This window comes from Streptomyces sp. NPDC001933 (genome assembly GCF_042890955.1).
Lineage (GTDB): Bacteria > Actinomycetota > Actinomycetes > Streptomycetales > Streptomycetaceae > Streptomyces.
In genome coordinates this window covers 1-17,864 of the sequence record NZ_JBIASS010000010.1, presented here as the reverse complement: position 1 = coordinate 17,864, position 17,864 = coordinate 1, and the positions used below count along the sequence as shown (strand labels likewise).

Sequence of the window (17,864 nt, the reverse complement as noted above, 5' to 3'; positions counted from 1 at the left end):
ACCGCCGACCAGCACCTGCCCCGCCCCCTGCACCTCGCCCGAGCCGCCCCCCAGGCCGCTTTGCCGGGTCGCGCAGGGGCCCTGTTATGTGGGCGTGTTGATGTACGCGTCCAGGTCGGTGACGGTCTGCGTGAAGTAGGTCACCGCCGAGTCGGGGTCCAGGACGTCGCTGGCGGCGGTCAGCAGCGCGTTGCGCAGCCTGGCGTGGGTGGTGAGGTAGCCGAGCTGGGTGAGCGCCTTGGACTGCAGGGCGCGGGCCTGCTGCTCGGTCTCGGCGGGGACGGCCGCCGGGATCGAGGTGGCGGAGACCACCGGGTCGAGCAGCAGCACCGCCTCCGCGTAGTTTGGCACCGCGTCGTCGTAGGCGCGCTGCGCGGCGTCCACCGCCTTGTCCGCGCTGCCCGACGCCAGCAGCCCCTCCTGGGCGGTGATGGCCGGTTGGGCCGCGCCCAGTGGCGTGCCGGTCAGGCGGGCCCACACCTCGCGCACGGTGCGGGAGGGGGTGTCCAGGTAGCCGGGGGTGTCCAGTAGCGGGGCGGCGGCGCCCGCGTCGGGGACGGTGGTGGCGGCGGTGCGCTGGGCGGCCAGCCACGCGGACACCTGGTCCGGCTCCTCCTCGGTGCGCCACACCGGGTGCCCGTAGGCGCTGGTCCCGATCTCGGCCACGGCGGCGAAGGCGGTGATGGTGGCGTTCAGCAGGTCGGCGCGGTTCTTGCCCGGGGTGCCGAGCAGCCCGGCGCCCGCGAGGTGGACCGTCTTGAACGCGGGCAGGTAGAGGTTCAGCTCGGCGGGGGAGGCGTGCCCGCCGGCGGGCTGCAGAACCAGCTGCACCCCGGCCACCTCGACCACATACAGCCCCGCCTGCCAGGCGATGCCGGTGGAGGCGGGCCAGCCGGCCTTGGCGGTAGCGGCCGGGAGCGGGCCGCCGACGGTGTCGGTGGGGGCGAGGAAGGTCGGGTTCCCGGTGGAGACGCTGCGCCCGAGGCCGGAGTCGACCAGGCCGCGCGGGGAGGCCTCCAGCCGGGTGCCGTAGGCGTAGTCGACCAGCTTGGCGTTGTGCGCGCCCTCGGTGACCTGGCGCAGCACCGCGTCGGCGAGGAACCCGTCCGGCGCGTAGATCTTCAGGCCGGCGGGTACGGCGTCGTCGTCGAACAGCCCTCGCACGCCGCCGAAGTGGTCCACCCCGCTCTGGGTGTAGACCACGGCCCGCACCGGCCGGTTGTCCTCGCGGTTGCTGCGGTACAGCTCCAGCGCGGCGCGGGCGGTCTCTTGCGAGCCCAGCGGGTCGATCACCACCAGGCCGTCGGGGCCGGCGGCGATCGTCATGTTGGCGAGGTCGAAGCCGCGCACCTGGTAGAGGCCTTCGGTCACGTAGAACAGCCCTGTGGGAGAGTCCAGTCGACCCTGACGCCACACCGCGGCCGCCGCCGAACCCGGGGCGTCCTCCTCCAGGAACTCGAAGGAGTTGAAGCCCCAGATCATGCGGTCCCCGTACTGGGCGAAAACGCCGTACTCCTGCGGGGTGGCGAGCAGACCGTGCTGGGAGTCCCGGAAGTCGTTATCAGCGGACGGGAGTTGCTCGGAACCGGCCTGGTTCTGCTGCACGACGTACGCGGTCGGCCCCACGGGCTCGAAGATGTCGGTCACGGGCTGCCTCCTGGGGGTGTGGTGGGAACCGTGCGGTTCGCCGCACACGGCGATCAACGACACTAAACGTGACGTAACGTGCACACAACGCCACGGATGTTCGGGACGACCGGAACCAGCGCTACCGGTCGGCCCCGCGCCCCGACCGCCAACGGCGGACCGCCGGTGTTGACCGCAAGCGCGTCAACCCCAGTGCCGCTGCTGGACACCGAGGGCATGGCATCGCCTGGATTGACGAGTACGAAAAGACCACGGCCGGCGCCGGCCGGGACGGCACGGTGGCCGGGCGACCGATGATCGAGCTGAGCCTGACCGGGCAGCTGAAGTACGACTCCTCACCGATCTCGCAGTGCTGTCAGCGCGGTCGTGACAGTCGCCGGGACGCTTGGGAAACCGCTGTCCCGTCGGGGCGTGCCGTCGCCAAGACTGGGTCGTTGACAGGTACGGGCGCCCCGGGGCAGGGGCGCAACAGTGCGACGAGCGAACTGTTCGATTCTGGTGGTCGACGCAGAGCGGACCTGGGCCCGAGGGGCGGCTCCTTGAGGCAAGCACGTCGGCGATCTGTCTGGCCATTTTGTGATCTAGGTGCGGCCGGATCCGCGCTTGTTGCAGGCCGTCACGTTTCGTAGCGTCGCGACTACCTCACGTGTGTATTTCTGGAAAGGAGCGGTTCTCATGGAGTACGTCGCGCTCGGCGACTCATACAGCGCAGGCCAGTTCATCGGCGGCGACGCCAACCTCGTCCGCGAGCCCGTCGACGGCGGGCTCGGAGGAGAAGACGGCGACTACACCGGACGGTCCAAGGACAGCTACCCCCAGCAGCTGTCCCGAGGGGTGCTGGCCGGCTACGAGTTCATCGACGCCACCAGCGGCGGCGCGGACATCGACGGGCGCGGACTGGGCCTGGGCGGGCTCCTCGTCCCGCAGACGGTGTTCGGCGGTCCGCCGTACGTGCCCGTCGACGAGAACGGCGCCCCCCGGTTCACGCCCACCCCCAGGCCGCCGCAGATCGACGCGCTCAGCGATGCGACCACCCTGGTGACCGTCGGCATCGGCGGCAACCAGTTCAACCTCGGCCAGATCGTCGCCAAGTGTGCCGCGCTGGGCGCCACCTCCGCAGGCAGCCCCGGCACCGACTACTACCGCAACACCGAGGAGGGGCAGGAAGACCTCGCGCAGAAGGAGTCCGACCTGCGCGACGGCTTCGCGAAGCTGATGCCGGTCCTGCGGGAGCGCGCCCCACAGGCGCAGTTCTTCTTCGTCGGCTACCCCACCCTCTTCCCCAGCACCGCCGCCGGCCAGGGCAGCTGCGACGGCGGCCTGGACGAGAACATCACCATCAAGAAGGGCGACATGCCCTTCATCCAGGAACAGTTCGCCCTCGTGGACAGCATCGTGCACGAAGCCGCCACATCGTGGGGCCACACCTACGTCGACATCGCCGAATCCAGCCGGGACCACCACGTCTGCCGCGAGGGCGACGACAAGTGGATGTTCGGCCTCTACGCCGCCTACAAGTTCGACGACACCCTGAACGGCTACAAGCCCGCCCGCTTCCCTGCCGGCGCGAAGATGCCGCCATTCTCCCCCGGCTGGACAGCGTGGATGCAGGGCATCCTCGCCAACGGCGACGGCGTCTTCCGCGGCAACGAGACCCTCACCACCTTCCACCCCAACAAGCGCGGCGCCGCCAACCAGACCGCCCAGGTCACCAACGCACTGCGCGCCGCCGGCATCGTCTAGCCGACGAACCCCGCCCCGGAGGGCCGGGTCCGCACCACGCGGATCCGGCCCGTCCGCCGCGCCCACCGCGCGTCGGCGGGGGCCGCGCGCCGTGCCCGCACCCCTGGTCTGTTGGGCCGGTCCGGGCTGCCGACGTCAGGTGTGCCGAGTGCGGTGGCTCCGGCAGCGCCGGGCGCGGCACCATCTACGACCCGCGCTGCACTGCCTGCGCGGACGTCCGCCCCGTGCTCCTTGGCCGGCCGGTGGGAGATGGGTGGCCGTGTGCAAAGGCGCCCCGGCCTGACCCTGGAGTGGGGTAGGCCGGGGCGCTATCGGAGCGGGTCAGGTCCCGAGGTATTCCAGGAGCCAGCTGACCGGCACGTCGTCCGCCGAGTCGGCGGCAGCCGTCTTCATGCGGCCGATGAGGACCTTCCGGGTGCCGGGCGGCAGCTTCTCCCCGAGTCGGTCGCCGTTGTCAGGGACGTTGCGAGGCGTCACCCCGCTCCAGGAGCCGCTGGTGTAGATGCTCACGCCGAGCCTGACGTCTGCATAGGCGCACCCGAAGCTGAGCCACGAATCACCCCAGGGGCCCGCGTTGGGCGGAGGCACGGTCAGGATGATCGTGTGCTTGTAATGGATGAGCCCACCAGCCTCGGTGAACGCGAAGCCATGCGGGATCTGGTCGAGTTGGAAGCTATTGGCCACTAGCTACTCCTTGCTCAGCAGGGGAGCGACACCTCACACGGTAGGAACCCGACCTCCTGTTTTGTTATTTTTTATGGCCAAACCAGCGGTATGGGTGGAGCTGGTGCGCCCCGCACTGCCACCCGCGCCCGCGTACCCCCTGCTGTCAACTGGTCTCCGGCGCGAAAGCCTTGGCCTGAACACGGATCTGGCCGGCGCACGGGCGACATTTCCGGTGGTCCAACTTCGAATTCCCTCTGACAGGGATCCATGCAAAAGAGCTGGGAGTTCTCGCTTTCGTGTCCGGGATGGTTCTCAGTTCGGTGTCCGGCCTTGGGCGCTGTGGGGCGGGCCGATTCGGGTGTTTCCATGGGGTGTTGAGAAGTGGTGGCCGGGCGCTGTTGCTGGACAAGCAATGAGGATTGACTGATCACTGGGTGAGGATTACCTGGTCAGAGAAGCGAGAGCTCCCAATCCGCGCCCGCGTACTGCGAGCCCCTGGGCTCACCCGTCCAGGTCAATTGGTCCGTGGCCGGGCCGACCAGCAGACCGTGGTCGGACCATCTGGCCCGACCACAGGCCCGACCATGACCCGGGCCAAGAGCCCGGTCCCGGCCCGGGCCACCCCTGAACCGGGCCGCGGCCGCCCGCCGGCACCGGACCGACGACGAGCACGACCAGGAGCACGGAGCCGACGCCGCGCCCGCGGCTGCTGTCCGCCGAGCGGATCGAGCACGGTGCGCTCCTGGGCACTGCTGACGCTGAGCAGCTGCCTGCGCGAAGGGCCGGCGGGATCCTCGGACCTGGATCTCCTGCGACATCCCTTGCGCGATCTCGTGCACGTTCTCCTGCGGTATCTGTTGCACCCTCTCCCCGGGGCGTCGGGTGTTTATGCAGGTCACCATGCCTGTAGAGGCGTGGTCGGGGTGCTGACGTCCCCTCTGCGCACCCCCCTGCCGCCCGAACCGCCGAAATGGAGAGGGTGGGGGCGGGGCGGGCGGGAGCGCCTCGGGGATCGGCGGCCGGCCAAGTTCCTCTCGCGCGTCGGCGGGGCCGCGCGCGGGCCGGGTCTGGTGCCCGGCTGTTTCTGAGGCGGAGCCGGAGCACTGGGATCCCCGCCTAGCCCGGGGCGGCCCGAGTTCGCGATGCAGAGAGGCGCACGGGGGATCCGTTCTGTCGAAACGCTGTTCCCTGTCGCGTACAGAGCCAACAAGTCGAGGCGACAGTACGTAACATCAAGATTCCTTTAAGTGACATTTGGTGAGAGGGGTAAGGCATGAGCGAGAAGAATCAGCCCGAAGGCACGGAGGCAAGCACGCTTGCTTTGGAGTACAAGGACGGTCAGCCCGTGATCGCCGTCAGCGGTGGATCAGCGATCCCGCCAAAGGTCACGGTGGTGGACGAGCAGGGGAACCCGGTCGCGCTCTACAGCGCGGAAGCGATCACGAAGCCGCAGGCACGAGCGGCCTTCACGACCGCGGACCACGCCCTCACCTATGAGGAGGAGCACGGGCTCTTTGATGTCGGCTACGCGGCTGCCTGGCAGCTGGGGCGCTAGCCCGCGAACGTCCGGAGCGCAGCTGCCGAGATCTCTCAGCAGCTGCACGACCTCCAGGTGACCGGGGAGGTGGTGAGCACGGACGGTGCTCATAAGACAGACGGTCAGCTGGCCAGTCCCCATGACGCCCTGAGCCGGGCGCGGGAGCACGCCGCCGCCCTGGTGGACGACCTGTGTGATGCCAGGGTGGCGGTCAGCGGCATGGTGATGGTCGACGCGGCGTCCGCCGGCCGACCAGTCCCTTTCGCGCGTCGGCGGGGCCGCGCGCGCCGGTGCCCGCACCCCTGGCCTATTGGGCCGGTCTGGGCTGCTGACGGCAGGTGTGCCGAGTGCGGTGGCTCCGGCCACACCGGGCGCGGCACTATCTACGACCCGTCGCACTTCCGTCATCGTCACAGAGCCCCCTGCCCGGCTTCGGCCGGGGCAGGGGGCTTTCGTGATGCTGCTTCGTGCCGGTGGGCCCGGCCGCCCCTGAAGGGGTCAGCGGACGTCGAACGAGTGGGTGTTGTAGTTGTTGATACTGCTGGTGCTACAGCCGATAACTCGGGCGTAGACGGGGGCGCCGGTGGAGCCGGGGTTCAAGCACAGGTTGTGGGCCTGGTTTTTGAGCTGGTACCGGTTGGGCTTGCTGGAGGCCTCCATGCTGAAGATCTGCTCGTCCCAGCGGGGGTCACACGGACGCTGCTGGAGGGCTTCAGTGCTGCCTCCGCCCACCGCGGTGACGCACATGTCGCTGTTGAGATTGCGCAGCAGGAAGGTGGTGCTGGTGACCGGGTCGATGGCCCACTTCTGGGCCAGGTCGTCGGTGTCGGCCTGGTACTGGATCTGGGCGCCGCCGACTGTCGAGTTACCGGCGACGCCGAGAACGTAGCCGTTCATCCAGTTGCGGACCTTGGTGCCGCTCAGCGGCCCGGTCGCGTCGGCTGTACCCACTCCGAGTACGGTCGTACTCAGTGCTACGACAGCCATGACGCACGCAGATCGGATGCGCATGAGGGACTCCTCCACTTAAAGCGGTCACACTTCGTGTCCGATTGATCACGGAATGTATAGCACTGGTTTGGGTGTCCCTCGCCAACGCACCGCAACGATGAGGGTGACTCGGCTCGCCCGATCAGGCAGCCCTCAGCTGCGGCAGTCACCGCTCCCCGGGGCCTGGTCCTGGGACGAAGCCCGGCGCATGGGACGACGCCTCGTCCGCTCCGTTTGCTGCTGCTTGCGTGAGATCCAGGCCGCCACATGAGAAGCATGGCAACACGCCGTATCCCGCCGAGTGATGGCCTGTTCCAGGCGCATGGATCGAGGATCGCCATGGGGCAGCCGTCGTGGCTCTAGCCTGACGAGAACGAGTCCAATCGATTTCACGAGGCGCCCATGACCAGCAATGAAGCAGAGCCCACGCCCGTCGCCGCCGACGAGGGTATCCAGCAGATTCCGGCAGTGATCCAGGTGGCAGCACCGGTGCCTGCCGCGGATGAGGCCCGGGACAAGCTGCTGGCCGCCATCGGAGCAGAGGCCCAGCACGTCGCGGAGAAGTCCGCGGGGCAGGCGTCTGCGGCTCTGGCGGAACTCGCCCGCGCCTACGCCCTGGTGACGACACGGTCGACCCTCGGTGCTCGTGTTCAAGCACGGGTCTACGACAGGGACACCTTGCCCGTAGACGACTTCATCGGTGAAGGGGTCGTTGAGGTCGACAAATTCGTGAAGTAGTAGTGGCCACACCGGGCGCGGCACGATCTACGACCCGTCCCACTCCCGTCATCGTCACAGCGCCCCCTGCCCGGCTTCGGCCGGGGCAGGGGGTTTTCGTGATGCTGCTTCGTGCCGGTGTACCCGACCGCCCTGAAGGGGTCAGCGGACGTCGAACGACTGGGTCTGGTAGTTGTTGCTGGGAGCACAGGCGGCCAGGCGGGCGAAGGTGGGCGCGGTGGCCAGGTACTGCTGCATGCACTTGTTGTGGCCCAGGTTGCGCAGCAGGTACCGGCTGGGCTTGCCGGAGTCCACCATGGTGAAGGTCTGCTCCGCCCACCGGTAATCGCACGGGCGCTGCTCGATGGCTTCCGTGTCGCCGCCGCCCACAGCGGTGACGCACATGTCGCTGTTCAGATTGCGCAGCAGGAAGGTGTCGCTGGTGACCGGATCGATGGCCCACTTCTGGGCCAGGTCGCCGGTGTCGGCCTGGTATTGAACCTGTGCACCGCCGACCGTTGAGTTGCCGGCGACACCGAGGACGAAACCGGTCTGCCAGGTGCGGACCTTGGTGCCACTCAGCGGCCCGGTCGCGTCGGCTGTACCCACTCCGAGTACGGTCGCGCTGAGCGCTACGGCAACCATGACGCACGCAGATCGGATGCGCATGAGGGACTCCTCCACTAAAGCGGTCACACTTCGTGTCCGATTGATCACGGAATGTATAGCACTGGTTCGGGTGCCCCCTCGCCAACGCACCGCAACGATGAGGGTGACTCGGCTCGCCCGATCAGGCAGCCCTCAGCTGGGCCGCTTCACCGTGCCAGTGAAGACCCTGTACGCGGGTACGAACCCCCGGTATTTCGGGCTGCGGCACAAGGGCGCCACCTGGCTGAACGTGGTAAACGACCAGGTGATGGGGCTGGGCGGGGTGGTCGTGCCGGGCACGCTGCGCGACTCGCTGTTCATCCTGGACGCCATCCACGCCCGCGACGGCGGCCCGAAGCCGGAGACCGTCATCACCGACACCGCGTGGTACTCCGACATCGTCTTCGGCCTGTTCGCGATCTGCGGCTACCAGTTCTCGCCGAGGACCGCCGACATCTCCGACGCCCGGCTGTGGCGGACGAACACCGCGGCCGACTACGGGCCGCTCCAGCCGGTCTCCAACCACACCATCAGCCTGGACCGGATACGCGCCCACTGGGGCGACATGCTCCGTGTGGCAGGCTCCCTGACCCTGGGCGAAGTCCGCGGACACGACCTGATCCGCATGCTCTCCCGCGACGGGAAACCGACCGGACTGGGCGACGCGTTCGCCCACTACGGACGTATCTTCAAGACCCTGCACCTTCTCCAGTTCGTCTCCGACGAGGGATACCGGCGCATGATCGGCGCGCAGCTCAACGTCACCGAGGCCCGCCACCGCCTCGCCCGGAAGATCTTCTTCGGACAGCGCGGCGAACTGCGCCAGCACTACCGCGAGGGCATGGAGGACCAGCTCGGCGCGCTCGGCCTGGCGCTGAACTCCGTGGTGCTGTTCAACAGCCTCTACATCGACGCCGCCGTCAAACAGCTGGCTGCCGACGGCTTCCCGGTCACCGACGAGCTGCTCGCTCGGCTTTCCCCGCTCCAGTTCGATCACATCAATTTCCTGGGCCGGTATGCCTTCACCCGGCCGCCGGCGCCGGGCCTGCGAAGGCTGCGCGACCCGAACAGCGACGATGAGACGGACGACGGCGAGGACGAGTAAGTGCCTGAACGGCAGTGAGAGGGCCGGGCGGTGGACTGCCCCGCCCGGCCCTCACCGTCTAGGCTTCGACCCTCAGCGTGAGCGGCAACGAAGAGAACGTCTGACCGTCCCTTCGGATCGAGTAAGAGCTGTCCCGTAACTGGACGGCGCCCCGTTGCCGATCCCGGATCGGATCGTGTCAGTGGCTGGTGACAGGATCGAGGGGTGCTGATCAAGGGATACGATGTCGGCCCGTTGGTGCCGGGCGAGTCGCTGCTGGTCCACCCGGGCTTCTGGTCGAACTACCTCCTGGCGCTGTGCAGCGACGGGGGGTGTGCCGAGCGCCCGGTTCCGGAGTGGTTCGGTGAGGACGGCGCCGATGTCGATGCCCTGTCCGAGGTCCTCTTCGATCCTGATCGCTGGCCGGTGTTCAGGGTGCCGGCAGATGACGGCCCTGGAGCCGTGGTGATCTACCGCAATCTGGATGGCGACTACGGCACCGACTACCTCCTCACCCATCCAGGCAGAAGCTGTGTCGAGCAGATCGCCAGCTGGGACGGAGACTTCTCGGGCTCTGGGCTGACTTGGTCCGAACTGACCCAGATCGCTGACAATCCGTCGCTTGCGGACGAAGGCGTCCAGGACACAGCCACCCGCCTCCTGCTACTGCTGCCCCTCCTCGCCGACCCGGACGTGCAGGAAACAGCATCAGCAAGGCTGATCACCGCCCTGACCGAAACTGGCACGCCGCAAGACACTGCCTCCATCGCGGCGGAACACCTTCTGGCCCACCTCACAAGGAGATCCCGCCACGACCCCACGTGGACGTCTCCGCTGAGCGGCAGCTGAGAGGCGGGCCGAGCCGCCGATCACCCATGAAACGATCTTGATATGGCTGGTGTGATCACGGCGTCGGAATCTTCCTGGATAGCCCCGTTCTCCGGGCTGAGCCCTCGCGCCTTCGGGAAGCTGGTGACGGTTCTGCGGCGCCAGGGTGCGGACGAGGTCCGCAAGGGTCGGCCGTGGAGCCTGCCGCTGGAGGACCGGGCACTGCTGGTCGCGACCTACTGGCGCACGAACCTCACCATGCGGCAGCTCGCGCCGCTGTTCGGGGTGTCGAAGTCGGCTGCGGACCGGATCATCGACCACCTCGCTCCGATGCTCGCGCTCCCGCAAGCGGTTCGCCAAGGACACCGTGCTCATCGTCGACGGCACCCTCGTGCCCACCCGCGACCACACGATCGCCGAGCGGTCGAAGAACTATCGGTACTCCACCAACCACCAGGTCGTCATCGACGCCGACACCCGCCTGGTCGTCGTGGTCGGCCGACCGCTCGCCGGGAATCGCAACGACTGCAAGGCATGGGAGGAGTCCGGAGCCAAGGCCGCAGTCGGCAAGACCCTCACGATCGCCGACGGCGGCTACCCGGGCACCGGACTCGTCATCCCTCACCGCCGGCAGCGCGGCCAGGCCGAACTCCCGGACTGGAAAGAGGAACACAACAAGTCCCACAGGCAGGTCCGTGCCCGCGTCGAGCATGTCTTCGCCCGCATGAAGACCTGGAAGATCCTCCGCGACTGCCGCCTCAAAGGCGACGGCGTCCATCACGCCATGCTCGGCATCGCCCGGATGCACAACCTCGCCCTCGCCGGATAGACCAGCTGGCGCCGCACCGCAGCTGACCAGGCCTGAGACGGCTTGGAGATCATTTACGGGACAGCCCTTAGCCACGAAAAGGTCGGCCACGTGATCCCTTGGCCGTAGCAACGAACACGGCGCTCGCCCCGGACACATCCCCAGGACGGGCGCCGCCGTGGCCCACTCCAGTCCGAGGCCAGCCAACTGGTGAGGTGTCGGCGGGGGGCTTGGCGCGGTGAGCCCACGCGGCGCCTCGCACCCGTGCGCGGACGGCGATGTGCCCGCAAGACCTCAAGCGCCTGGGACGGTGACCTCCATCGGGAGCACGACATCCGCCGGCTCTTCTCCGTCCAGGAGGCTGATGAGCGTCCGGGCGCACTGCTCTCCTACTTCGATGGGATCTAGGTTCAAGTAGACCAATCTCGGATCGGTTGCAGCATCGGCCTCTCCGACGATGGAAACGGCGAGGTCGTCCGGGACGCTGAGTCCCAGCTCCGCTGCCGCCTCAGTGACCGCGTTCGAGTAGGTGGCATTGAGGCAGTGAACGCCGTCCACAGCGCCTCGGGTTCCACCGATCAGCTCACGGGCTCCTTCGATGGGGCTGTGACCGTTCACGAGAAGGTACACATTGGGCTCGATGCACTGCCGAATGCACCAGTCCTCATATGCTTGCTGAGAGTTGGTGGTGTACTCGTCATCGACTTCCCCGCGGAAGAACGCCGGTCTGGATGACCCCTGACGCGCCAGAGCATCCAGCGCCGTCGGAATGCCTTGTTCCAGTGCGGGCCTGACGGACCTCAGCCTCGCCCCGGGCGTAGCGTCAGCGTATCCGCCGTCGGCCACTACCGCTCGCCCCTGCTCGAGCGCCCGGCGGATGATCGGGTCAGCCGGGGACGGGTCGACCACGATCAGCCCATCAAAAGGGATCGGCTCGTCCAACTGCCCTGAGCCGCCAGCGCGGACGGCGGCGATCGAATAGCCGTGCCTGAGAGCCTCCAGAGCGGCCCCCGCGATGATGCCGCGGTAGTACGGGAGATAGGTCTGTTCCCAGATGGGACTCTCGCTGTGCCTGACCGCGACCCCGATCACGTGCGTGCGACCTGAACGGAACACCTTGCTGATCCACCCCGGCCTGTAACCCAGGCCCTCACCGGCTTCCAGCACCTTGCGGCGGGTCTCCGCAGCGATCTTGCCCTTCTCGTTGTAGACGAGAGACACGGTGGCCTGCGACACCCCGGCGGCCTCCGCGACATCGCGGATCGTGACCTTCTGCGCCTTCATCGCCCTCCCTCCCTGAGTGCACTCCGGAGGGGTTGACACCTTGTAAACCCCCCGTTAAAACTACCCCAAGTAAACCGGTTCACCCCAGTGATCTTGCCCATAAGTAAACCGGTTTACTCCCCAAGCTGAAGGGACTTCGATGAAGAAGCACTTCCTGGCCGGCGTCGCTCTCGCCGCCTCAGCCGCACTCGCCCTGTCCGGATGCAGCTCCGGCACCGCCTCCGAGGCGAAGAAGCCCTACGGTGACTGCCCACTGGGCGGCACGAAGGGCGAATTCACCCTCAAGACGCTCAAGCCCGATGAGCTTCTGGTCCGAGCAGATCTGCCCAGCCCCGGCTGGTACAACGGCGACACGATCGATGAGATCGACTCGGGTGTCGACTACTGCATCCTCGCGAACATCGCGTACCGCTCGGGCATCGACAAGATCACGCTGCAGAACGCCTCATTCGATGCGCTCATCGCCGGCAAGGGCGGCGAGATGGACCTCACGCTCAACCAGATCGCCATCACCAAGGACCGGGAGAAGATCTTCGATTTCTCCGATCCCTATTACGACGCCACCACAGCTGTGGTGACCAAGAGCAGCTCCAAGCTGACGGAAGACCAGATCGCCGGGGCGAAGATCGGCGTGAAGCAGGGCACTACCCAGCAGCTGTTCGTCACGGACACGCTGAAGCCCACTCAGCAGATCTCGGTGTATCCCGGCGACAACGAGCTGGACAACGCGGTTGCCGCCGGCCAGATCGACGCCGCCGTCCAGGACCTCTCGATCGCCCTGGGTGCCGCGAACGCCTCAGGCGGCAAGATCACCGTTCCCGGCCAGATCCAGACCGGCGCGACGATGGGCGTGATGCTGCCCAAGGATTCTTCGAACACTGCCGTGGTCGACAAGATCCTGGCGCAGATGAAGAAGGACGGCACTCTCGACAAGTTGTCCTCCAAATACCTCGGCGCTGCTTACGGCACCGATCCGTCCACCATCCCCCTCTGGAACGTCCGATGAAACAGGACACTTTGACCCGCTCCGGGCAAGAGATTCGCGCAGTTTCTCCGCGCCGTGACACCTCTGGATCGGCCATCCTGGTTGGCACCCTGGTGTGGCTTTTCACCGTCGTGTTCACCGGATGGACCGCGCTCGGGCTGCCGGAAATCGCTTCCGGGGGCTGGAGGATCCTGACCGCAACTGCCCTCTGGCTCGTCGTCGCGCTCGCCCTCGTCACCGGCTTGCTTCTCTTGCGCGGCCTCCGCTACCGGACGGAAGCCTCACGCGCCCAAGCGGCCGGCGACGTCCCAGCAGTACGAGCAGCACGATCGCGCGCCACTCACTCGGGCTGGCTGGCGGCTGGCTGGTCGCTGCCCCTGATCACAGTCGCTGTCTTCGCTCAGTTCTTGGCCGCGAACGATCACGCAGTGCAGTCGACCTTCTTCGACGTGCAGTTCATGGCACGCAGCTTCCAGGACATCCTCATCGGGTTCTGGGTCAACGTCCGCATCGCAGTCGTCTCCGAGATCCTCATCCTTGTCTGGGCACTCCTGATTGCGCTGGCCAAGCTGACTCCCGGCGCGGGAGGCCGTCCGATCCGGTGGATCGCGACCACGTATATCGACATCTTCCGCGCAGTCCCGTCCGTCGTCGTGATCTACCTCATCGGATTCGGCCTCCCGCTGGCGAAGGTCCCCTTCCTCAGCGATCTCGGCCCGTTCTGGTCAGCGGTGCTCGCACTCACGCTCATCTACGGCGCATACGTCGCCGAGGTGTACAGATCCGGCATCGAAAGCGTGCACTGGTCACAGGTCGCTGCTTCTCGTTCCCTCGGGCTGAGCTACGGCAAGACCATGCGTTTCGTGGTCATACCGCAGGCCGTACGCCGCGTCATGCCGCCCCTGCTGAACGACTTCATCGGGCTCCAGAAGGACACCGCTCTGGTCACGATCATCGGCACGGTCGAGGCATTCACCCAGGCGAAGATCTACGCAGGCAACTACTTCAACCTCTCCTCGGTGACGGTCGTCGCAATCATCTTCATCATCATCACCATCCCGCAGACCCGGTTCGTCGACAGGCTGATCGAACGCGACTCCCGCGCGAAGACCAGGAGCTGAACGACCATGACATTCCTTGAACTGAGCGACGTCACCAAGTCGTACGGCGACCACCAAGTACTCAAAGGCATCACCCTGCAGGTCGAGAAGCACCAGGTCGTCTGCCTGATCGGCGCATCTGGGTGCGGCAAGTCGACCCTGCTGCGCACCATCAACGGCCTGGAGGAGATCCAGGGCGGAAGCATCTCCCTCGACGGCGACGTGGTCTCCGGGGAAGGCGTAGACCTGAACGCGATCCGCACTCGGATCGGGATCGTGTTCCAGAGCTTCAATCTCTTCCCCCACATGAGCGTGCTCGAGAACATCACCCTCGCGCCGCGCCGGGTGCTGGAGGTCTCCAAGACCGAGGCCGACGCCAACGCCATGAAGCTGCTGGCACGAGTGGGGCTAGCAGACAAGGCGGAGTCCTACCCGGACAAGCTCTCAGGCGGTCAGCAGCAGCGCGTGGCCATCGTGCGTGCTGTAGCCATGAACCCCGACGTCATCCTCCTCGACGAAGTGACCTCAGCGCTTGACCCCGAGCTCGTCGCCGAGGTGCTCACCATCGTGAAGGACCTCGCCGCGGATGGGCTCACCATCGTGATGGCAACCCACGAGATGAGCTTCGCCCGCGAAGTCGCCGACACCATCGCGTTCCTGCACGAGGGACGCGTCCTGGAGAGCGGCCCGCCCGAGCAGATCTTCACTGCGCCGCGCGAGGAAAGAACCCGCGAGTTCCTTCACCGGATCGTGGAGGCAGGACGACTGTGAGCACCAACACGACCATCCCAGCGGCCGAGAGCACGCAAGCCTTCAGCACGAAGCGCACCGTCATCATCGTCCAGCACGAAGACGACGCCGGAATCGGACGATTCGCCGCTCCGCTGAAAGAACTCGGCGTCGCGACGACCGCCGTGGGGCCGGGCGTCGGAGTCGAGGTCCCTGCAACCCTCGGCGACGCGGACGGCCTGATCGTCCTTGGCGGCTCCCCCGGCCCGAACGACGACGGCTCCGCTCCATGGCTGCCACGAGTCCGTGGCCTCATCCAGGAAGCACTGGACCGGGAACTGCCTTATCTCGGCATCTGCCTCGGGGGCCAGTTGCTCGCCGTCGTGTCTGGCGGCACGGTCGGCCCCGTCAGGATTCGTCCTGAGCTCGGTCTCGGCCGGATAAGGACGACGCCCGCAGGAGAGACGGACCCGCTGATCGGGGCTCTGCCCCGGCAAACCAGGTCGATGCAGTGGCACTACGAGGAAGTCACGAGACTCCCCCCGAATTCCGTGCCGCTCATGGCCAGCGACGTCTGCCCGAACCAGGCATTCCGCGTGGGGCCGAGAGCATGGGGCTTGCAATTCCACCCTGAAGCCGATGCCACGAGCGCGAAGAACTGGGCTGCAGCCGATGAAGCTGCACTCGTGCGCAACGGTCTGACCCCAGAGTCTGTCACTGCGCCGTTCGAGACAGCCGATCCCGAACTGGACGAGACCTGGATCCCCATGCTGAGGCGCTGGGTCTCCTACCTCTACTAAAGGGACATGCGGGCGATGATGAAATGCAGCGTGGAAGACGAGGAACAGATGCGAAGAGCCGCGGAACTGAAGTCACTCGCGTACGGAACAGTCGAACGAGAGGCGGCCTCCCTCCTAGCACTGAGTCACCGCATCTCCGATCACCCAGAGATTGGGCTGCAAGAGGTCCACGCTGCTGCCTGGCTTCTCGAGGCGGTGCGCACCGTCCCAGGGGTGCGCACCGAAGCCGGCCTTGCCGGGATGCCGACCTCATTCGTCGCTGAGATCGGCACTGGTGAGCTCGTCGTGACTCTCTGCGCGGAATACGACGCCCTCCCCGGCGTCGGGCATGGTTGCGGGCACAACATCATCGCCGCCGCTGCCGTCGGAGCATTTCTCGCACTCGCTCCCATGGCGGAGGCCCTCGACGCGACGTTCCGGCTTCTGGGGACCCCAGCAGAAGAGAACGAGGGCGGCAAGATCCGCCTTCTTCAAGCCGGAGCGTTCGAGGGAACCCACCTCGCAATGATGGTGCATCCAGGCCCCATCGACGAGGCGAGCATGAACCCCTATGCCTCCGCGGTGGTCGAGGCCCGGTTCACCGGCCGCGAGGCACACGCATCGCTCGCACCGCACGAGGGAGTGAATGCGCTCGACGCGTTGACCATCGCCCTCACGGCCATCGGGCTCGCCCGGCAGCAGCTCGCACCGGGGCAGCAAATCCACGGCACCGTGGTCGACGGCGGCGGAGCACCGAACATCATCCCGGGCACCACCGCAGGATTGTGGATGATCCGCGCCACAGATCTCACGAGCCTTCATGAGGTGCGTGAACGCTTGGAGAACTGCCTCCGCGGCGGGGCGCTGGCCGCAGGCTGCGAGGTCTACATCTCCCATGACGAACTGGCCTACCACGACCTGCGAATCGATCGGCCGCTGACTGAGCTCTATCTCGACAACGCACGCTCGGTCGGTCGCAACCCCTCCGGGGTCGCGGCCCGCGGCGGATCGACCGACATGGGAAACATCTCTCAGGTCTTCCCCTCGATACACCCGATGATCGGCCTCGGCGACGCAGGATTGGTGCTGCACACCCGGGAGTTCGCGAAAGCTGCGCGCGGCCCTGAAGGGGATCGGGCCGCACTCGACGGTGCACGCCTACTCAGCGGCGTTGCAATCGATGCCTGTGTGGACTCCGTGCACCGCAACCGGCTCATCAGCAGAGCGATGCCTGATCCAGAATCCACCGATGAGTGATCTGTCCGGGGCCTGGACATAAGGACGCGGATGCCCCCTGAACTGGGACGATGTCGGCGTGGCCCCTTGGTGTCGACGCCGACACACCGCCTTCCACGGACTGACGACCGAAGGCGAGCCTGACCAGGCCAAACACATTTTGTGGACCGCGACCCCGGCCAGCCGCGCCGGCACCCCGTTGCACAGGAGCCCGGCGGCCGGCGGGGCCGGTGATGTGCTGCCCGTACGATGACCGGCGTGACCGTCCGCCGTGCCCTTGGCGCAGGCCCCCAGGCTCCCGCGCCCAGCATCCGCGCCGCCCAGGCCGACCTCCTCGACGCTCTCCCCGGAGAGCACCTGTCCGACCTCGACGAACTACGAGCCCGAGGCGTACTCGGCACACGCCCGGCTGCGCCCCCGTCCCCGCGGCGGACCCTCGGAACCGGCGGCCGCGCCGACGAGTGAATAGTCGTCAGTGATTTGATGCCGCTTTCCACGGTGCTTTTCTCAGGGAATCGGCTGAGTGGCTGCGTAGGTCTCAAGCGAGTTCTGGCACACATTCCGTGAGAGCGGTGGACGAGTCTCTTCTGATCGGCAGACTGGAGCGATGCGGATAGAGAGCGTCATCAGGATTCAGGCAGTCCGGCTCGCCGTGTCGGTTGGTGCCGTCGTCGTCGCTCCGGTTCTGCTTGTGGCTGGGGCTCCGTTGCGTCACCGCATGTTGCGTAGCTACTACCGCGAGGACGGTCCGGGCCTTGTGAGCAAAGAGGGCGGTTGGGTGAGCCCGGGGTACTTCGTAGTCACCAGCATGGTTGTTCGGGCCCTCTGCTGGCCGTCTGAGTACGTACTCCAACGTTGTTTTCCTGCCTGAGCAGGCCCTCATCGGGCAGCGGTGAGAAGTACCCGTTTACGCAGGAGCGGAAGCTTGGCGCGGCACTCCCAGACTTCACCGTCGGCGAATGGTGCTCTCCATCCGCGTAGTCACGGGCTTACTGATCGTTTCAGAATGAGGTCCGGAGTCGTCTCAAGCAGATGATGCTGCAGGCGAGTTGGAGCAGTCCGAGGTGGAGGTCCGCGCGTATC

At 66.9% G+C, this 17,864-nt stretch carries 15 protein-coding genes and 2 pseudogenes; 12 read left to right on the top strand and 5 right to left on the bottom strand.

The window, feature by feature from the left end; translation table 11 throughout:
* Positions 1-84 precede the first annotated feature (84 nt).
* Positions 85-1,647, bottom strand: a complete 1,563-nt coding sequence (locus ACFYY7_RS23790) for an alkyl sulfatase dimerization domain-containing protein (protein WP_388664266.1) — start codon at positions 1,645-1,647, stop codon at positions 85-87.
* Between the two features lie 675 nt (positions 1,648-2,322).
* On the opposite strand from ACFYY7_RS23790, the gene ACFYY7_RS23785 reads away from it, so the two are divergent.
* Positions 2,323-3,390, top strand: coding sequence for a hypothetical protein (locus ACFYY7_RS23785; protein ID WP_388664265.1), 1,068 nt, complete (start codon positions 2,323-2,325; stop codon positions 3,388-3,390).
* Positions 3,391-3,711: 321 nt separating this feature from the next.
* On the opposite strand, the gene ACFYY7_RS23780 is transcribed toward ACFYY7_RS23785, so the two are convergent.
* On the bottom strand, positions 3,712-4,074 hold the full coding sequence (locus ACFYY7_RS23780; RefSeq protein WP_388664263.1) for a hypothetical protein: 363 nt from the start codon (positions 4,072-4,074) through the stop codon (positions 3,712-3,714).
* 1,255 nt (positions 4,075-5,329) lie between these two features.
* On the opposite strand from ACFYY7_RS23780, the gene ACFYY7_RS23775 reads away from it, so the two are divergent.
* Complete coding sequence (locus tag ACFYY7_RS23775) at positions 5,330-5,611, top strand: hypothetical protein (protein WP_388664261.1); 282 nt, start codon at positions 5,330-5,332, stop codon at positions 5,609-5,611.
* 480 nt (positions 5,612-6,091) lie between these two features.
* Here ACFYY7_RS23775 and ACFYY7_RS23770 read toward each other — a convergent pair whose 3' ends face one another.
* On the bottom strand, positions 6,092-6,604 hold the full coding sequence (locus tag ACFYY7_RS23770) for an RICIN domain-containing protein (protein WP_388664259.1): 513 nt from the start codon (positions 6,602-6,604) through the stop codon (positions 6,092-6,094).
* Between the two features lie 381 nt (positions 6,605-6,985).
* On the opposite strand from ACFYY7_RS23770, the gene ACFYY7_RS23765 reads away from it, so the two are divergent.
* Positions 6,986-7,321: a hypothetical protein gene (locus tag ACFYY7_RS23765; RefSeq protein WP_388664258.1), complete on the top strand. Its 336-nt coding sequence runs from the start codon at positions 6,986-6,988 to the stop codon at positions 7,319-7,321.
* Between the two features lie 141 nt (positions 7,322-7,462).
* Here ACFYY7_RS23765 and ACFYY7_RS23760 read toward each other — a convergent pair whose 3' ends face one another.
* The gene (locus ACFYY7_RS23760; protein WP_388664256.1) at positions 7,463-7,969 is read right to left on the bottom strand and encodes an RICIN domain-containing protein; all 507 of its coding nucleotides are present in this window, start codon (positions 7,967-7,969) and stop codon (positions 7,463-7,465) included.
* Positions 7,970-8,111: 142 nt separating this feature from the next.
* Between ACFYY7_RS23760 and ACFYY7_RS23755 the strand changes: the two are divergent.
* From ACFYY7_RS23755 to ACFYY7_RS23745, 3 genes and pseudogenes are all read left to right on the top strand, one after another.
* Positions 8,112-9,053 (top strand): annotated as a pseudogene (locus ACFYY7_RS23755) (Tn3 family transposase); the annotation flags it as partial.
* A 204-nt stretch (positions 9,054-9,257) separates the two neighbouring features.
* On the top strand, positions 9,258-9,881 hold the full coding sequence (locus ACFYY7_RS23750) for a hypothetical protein (RefSeq protein WP_388664255.1): 624 nt from the start codon (positions 9,258-9,260) through the stop codon (positions 9,879-9,881).
* 42 nt (positions 9,882-9,923) lie between these two features.
* Positions 9,924-10,689 (top strand): annotated as a pseudogene (locus tag ACFYY7_RS23745) (transposase).
* Between the two features lie 273 nt (positions 10,690-10,962).
* On the opposite strand, the gene ACFYY7_RS23740 reads toward ACFYY7_RS23745, so the two are convergent.
* A complete protein-coding gene (locus ACFYY7_RS23740; protein WP_388664253.1) occupies positions 10,963-11,952 on the bottom strand; it encodes a LacI family DNA-binding transcriptional regulator in 990 nt (329 codons plus the stop codon).
* Between the two features lie 139 nt (positions 11,953-12,091).
* On the opposite strand from ACFYY7_RS23740, the gene ACFYY7_RS23735 reads away from it, so the two are divergent.
* The 6 genes from ACFYY7_RS23735 to ACFYY7_RS23710 all read left to right on the top strand — a co-directional run bounded on the left by ACFYY7_RS23735 (position 12,092) and on the right by ACFYY7_RS23710 (position 17,246).
* Complete coding sequence (locus ACFYY7_RS23735) at positions 12,092-12,958, top strand: ABC transporter substrate-binding protein (RefSeq protein WP_388664251.1); 867 nt, start codon at positions 12,092-12,094, stop codon at positions 12,956-12,958.
* Positions 12,955-14,058, top strand: a complete 1,104-nt coding sequence (locus ACFYY7_RS23730; protein ID WP_388664249.1) for an amino acid ABC transporter permease — start codon at positions 12,955-12,957, stop codon at positions 14,056-14,058. Before ACFYY7_RS23735 ends, ACFYY7_RS23730 begins: the two co-directional genes overlap by 4 nt.
* A gap of 6 nt (positions 14,059-14,064) precedes the next feature.
* Positions 14,065-14,808 carry an amino acid ABC transporter ATP-binding protein gene (locus ACFYY7_RS23725; protein WP_388664247.1) on the top strand — a complete coding sequence of 248 codons (744 nt, stop codon included), beginning with the start codon at positions 14,065-14,067 and terminating at the stop codon, positions 14,806-14,808.
* The gene (locus tag ACFYY7_RS23720) at positions 14,805-15,566 is read left to right on the top strand and encodes a type 1 glutamine amidotransferase (RefSeq protein ID WP_388664245.1); all 762 of its coding nucleotides are present in this window, start codon (positions 14,805-14,807) and stop codon (positions 15,564-15,566) included. The genes ACFYY7_RS23725 and ACFYY7_RS23720 overlap by 4 nt, the downstream gene beginning before the upstream one ends.
* Positions 15,567-15,572: 6 nt before the next feature.
* Positions 15,573-16,802 (top strand): amidohydrolase, encoded by a 1,230-nt coding sequence (locus ACFYY7_RS23715; protein WP_388664243.1) that lies wholly within the window; start codon positions 15,573-15,575, stop codon positions 16,800-16,802.
* Between the two features lie 237 nt (positions 16,803-17,039).
* Positions 17,040-17,246, top strand: a complete 207-nt coding sequence (locus ACFYY7_RS23710) for a hypothetical protein (protein ID WP_388664242.1) — start codon at positions 17,040-17,042, stop codon at positions 17,244-17,246.
* Positions 17,247-17,864 lie beyond the last annotated feature (618 nt).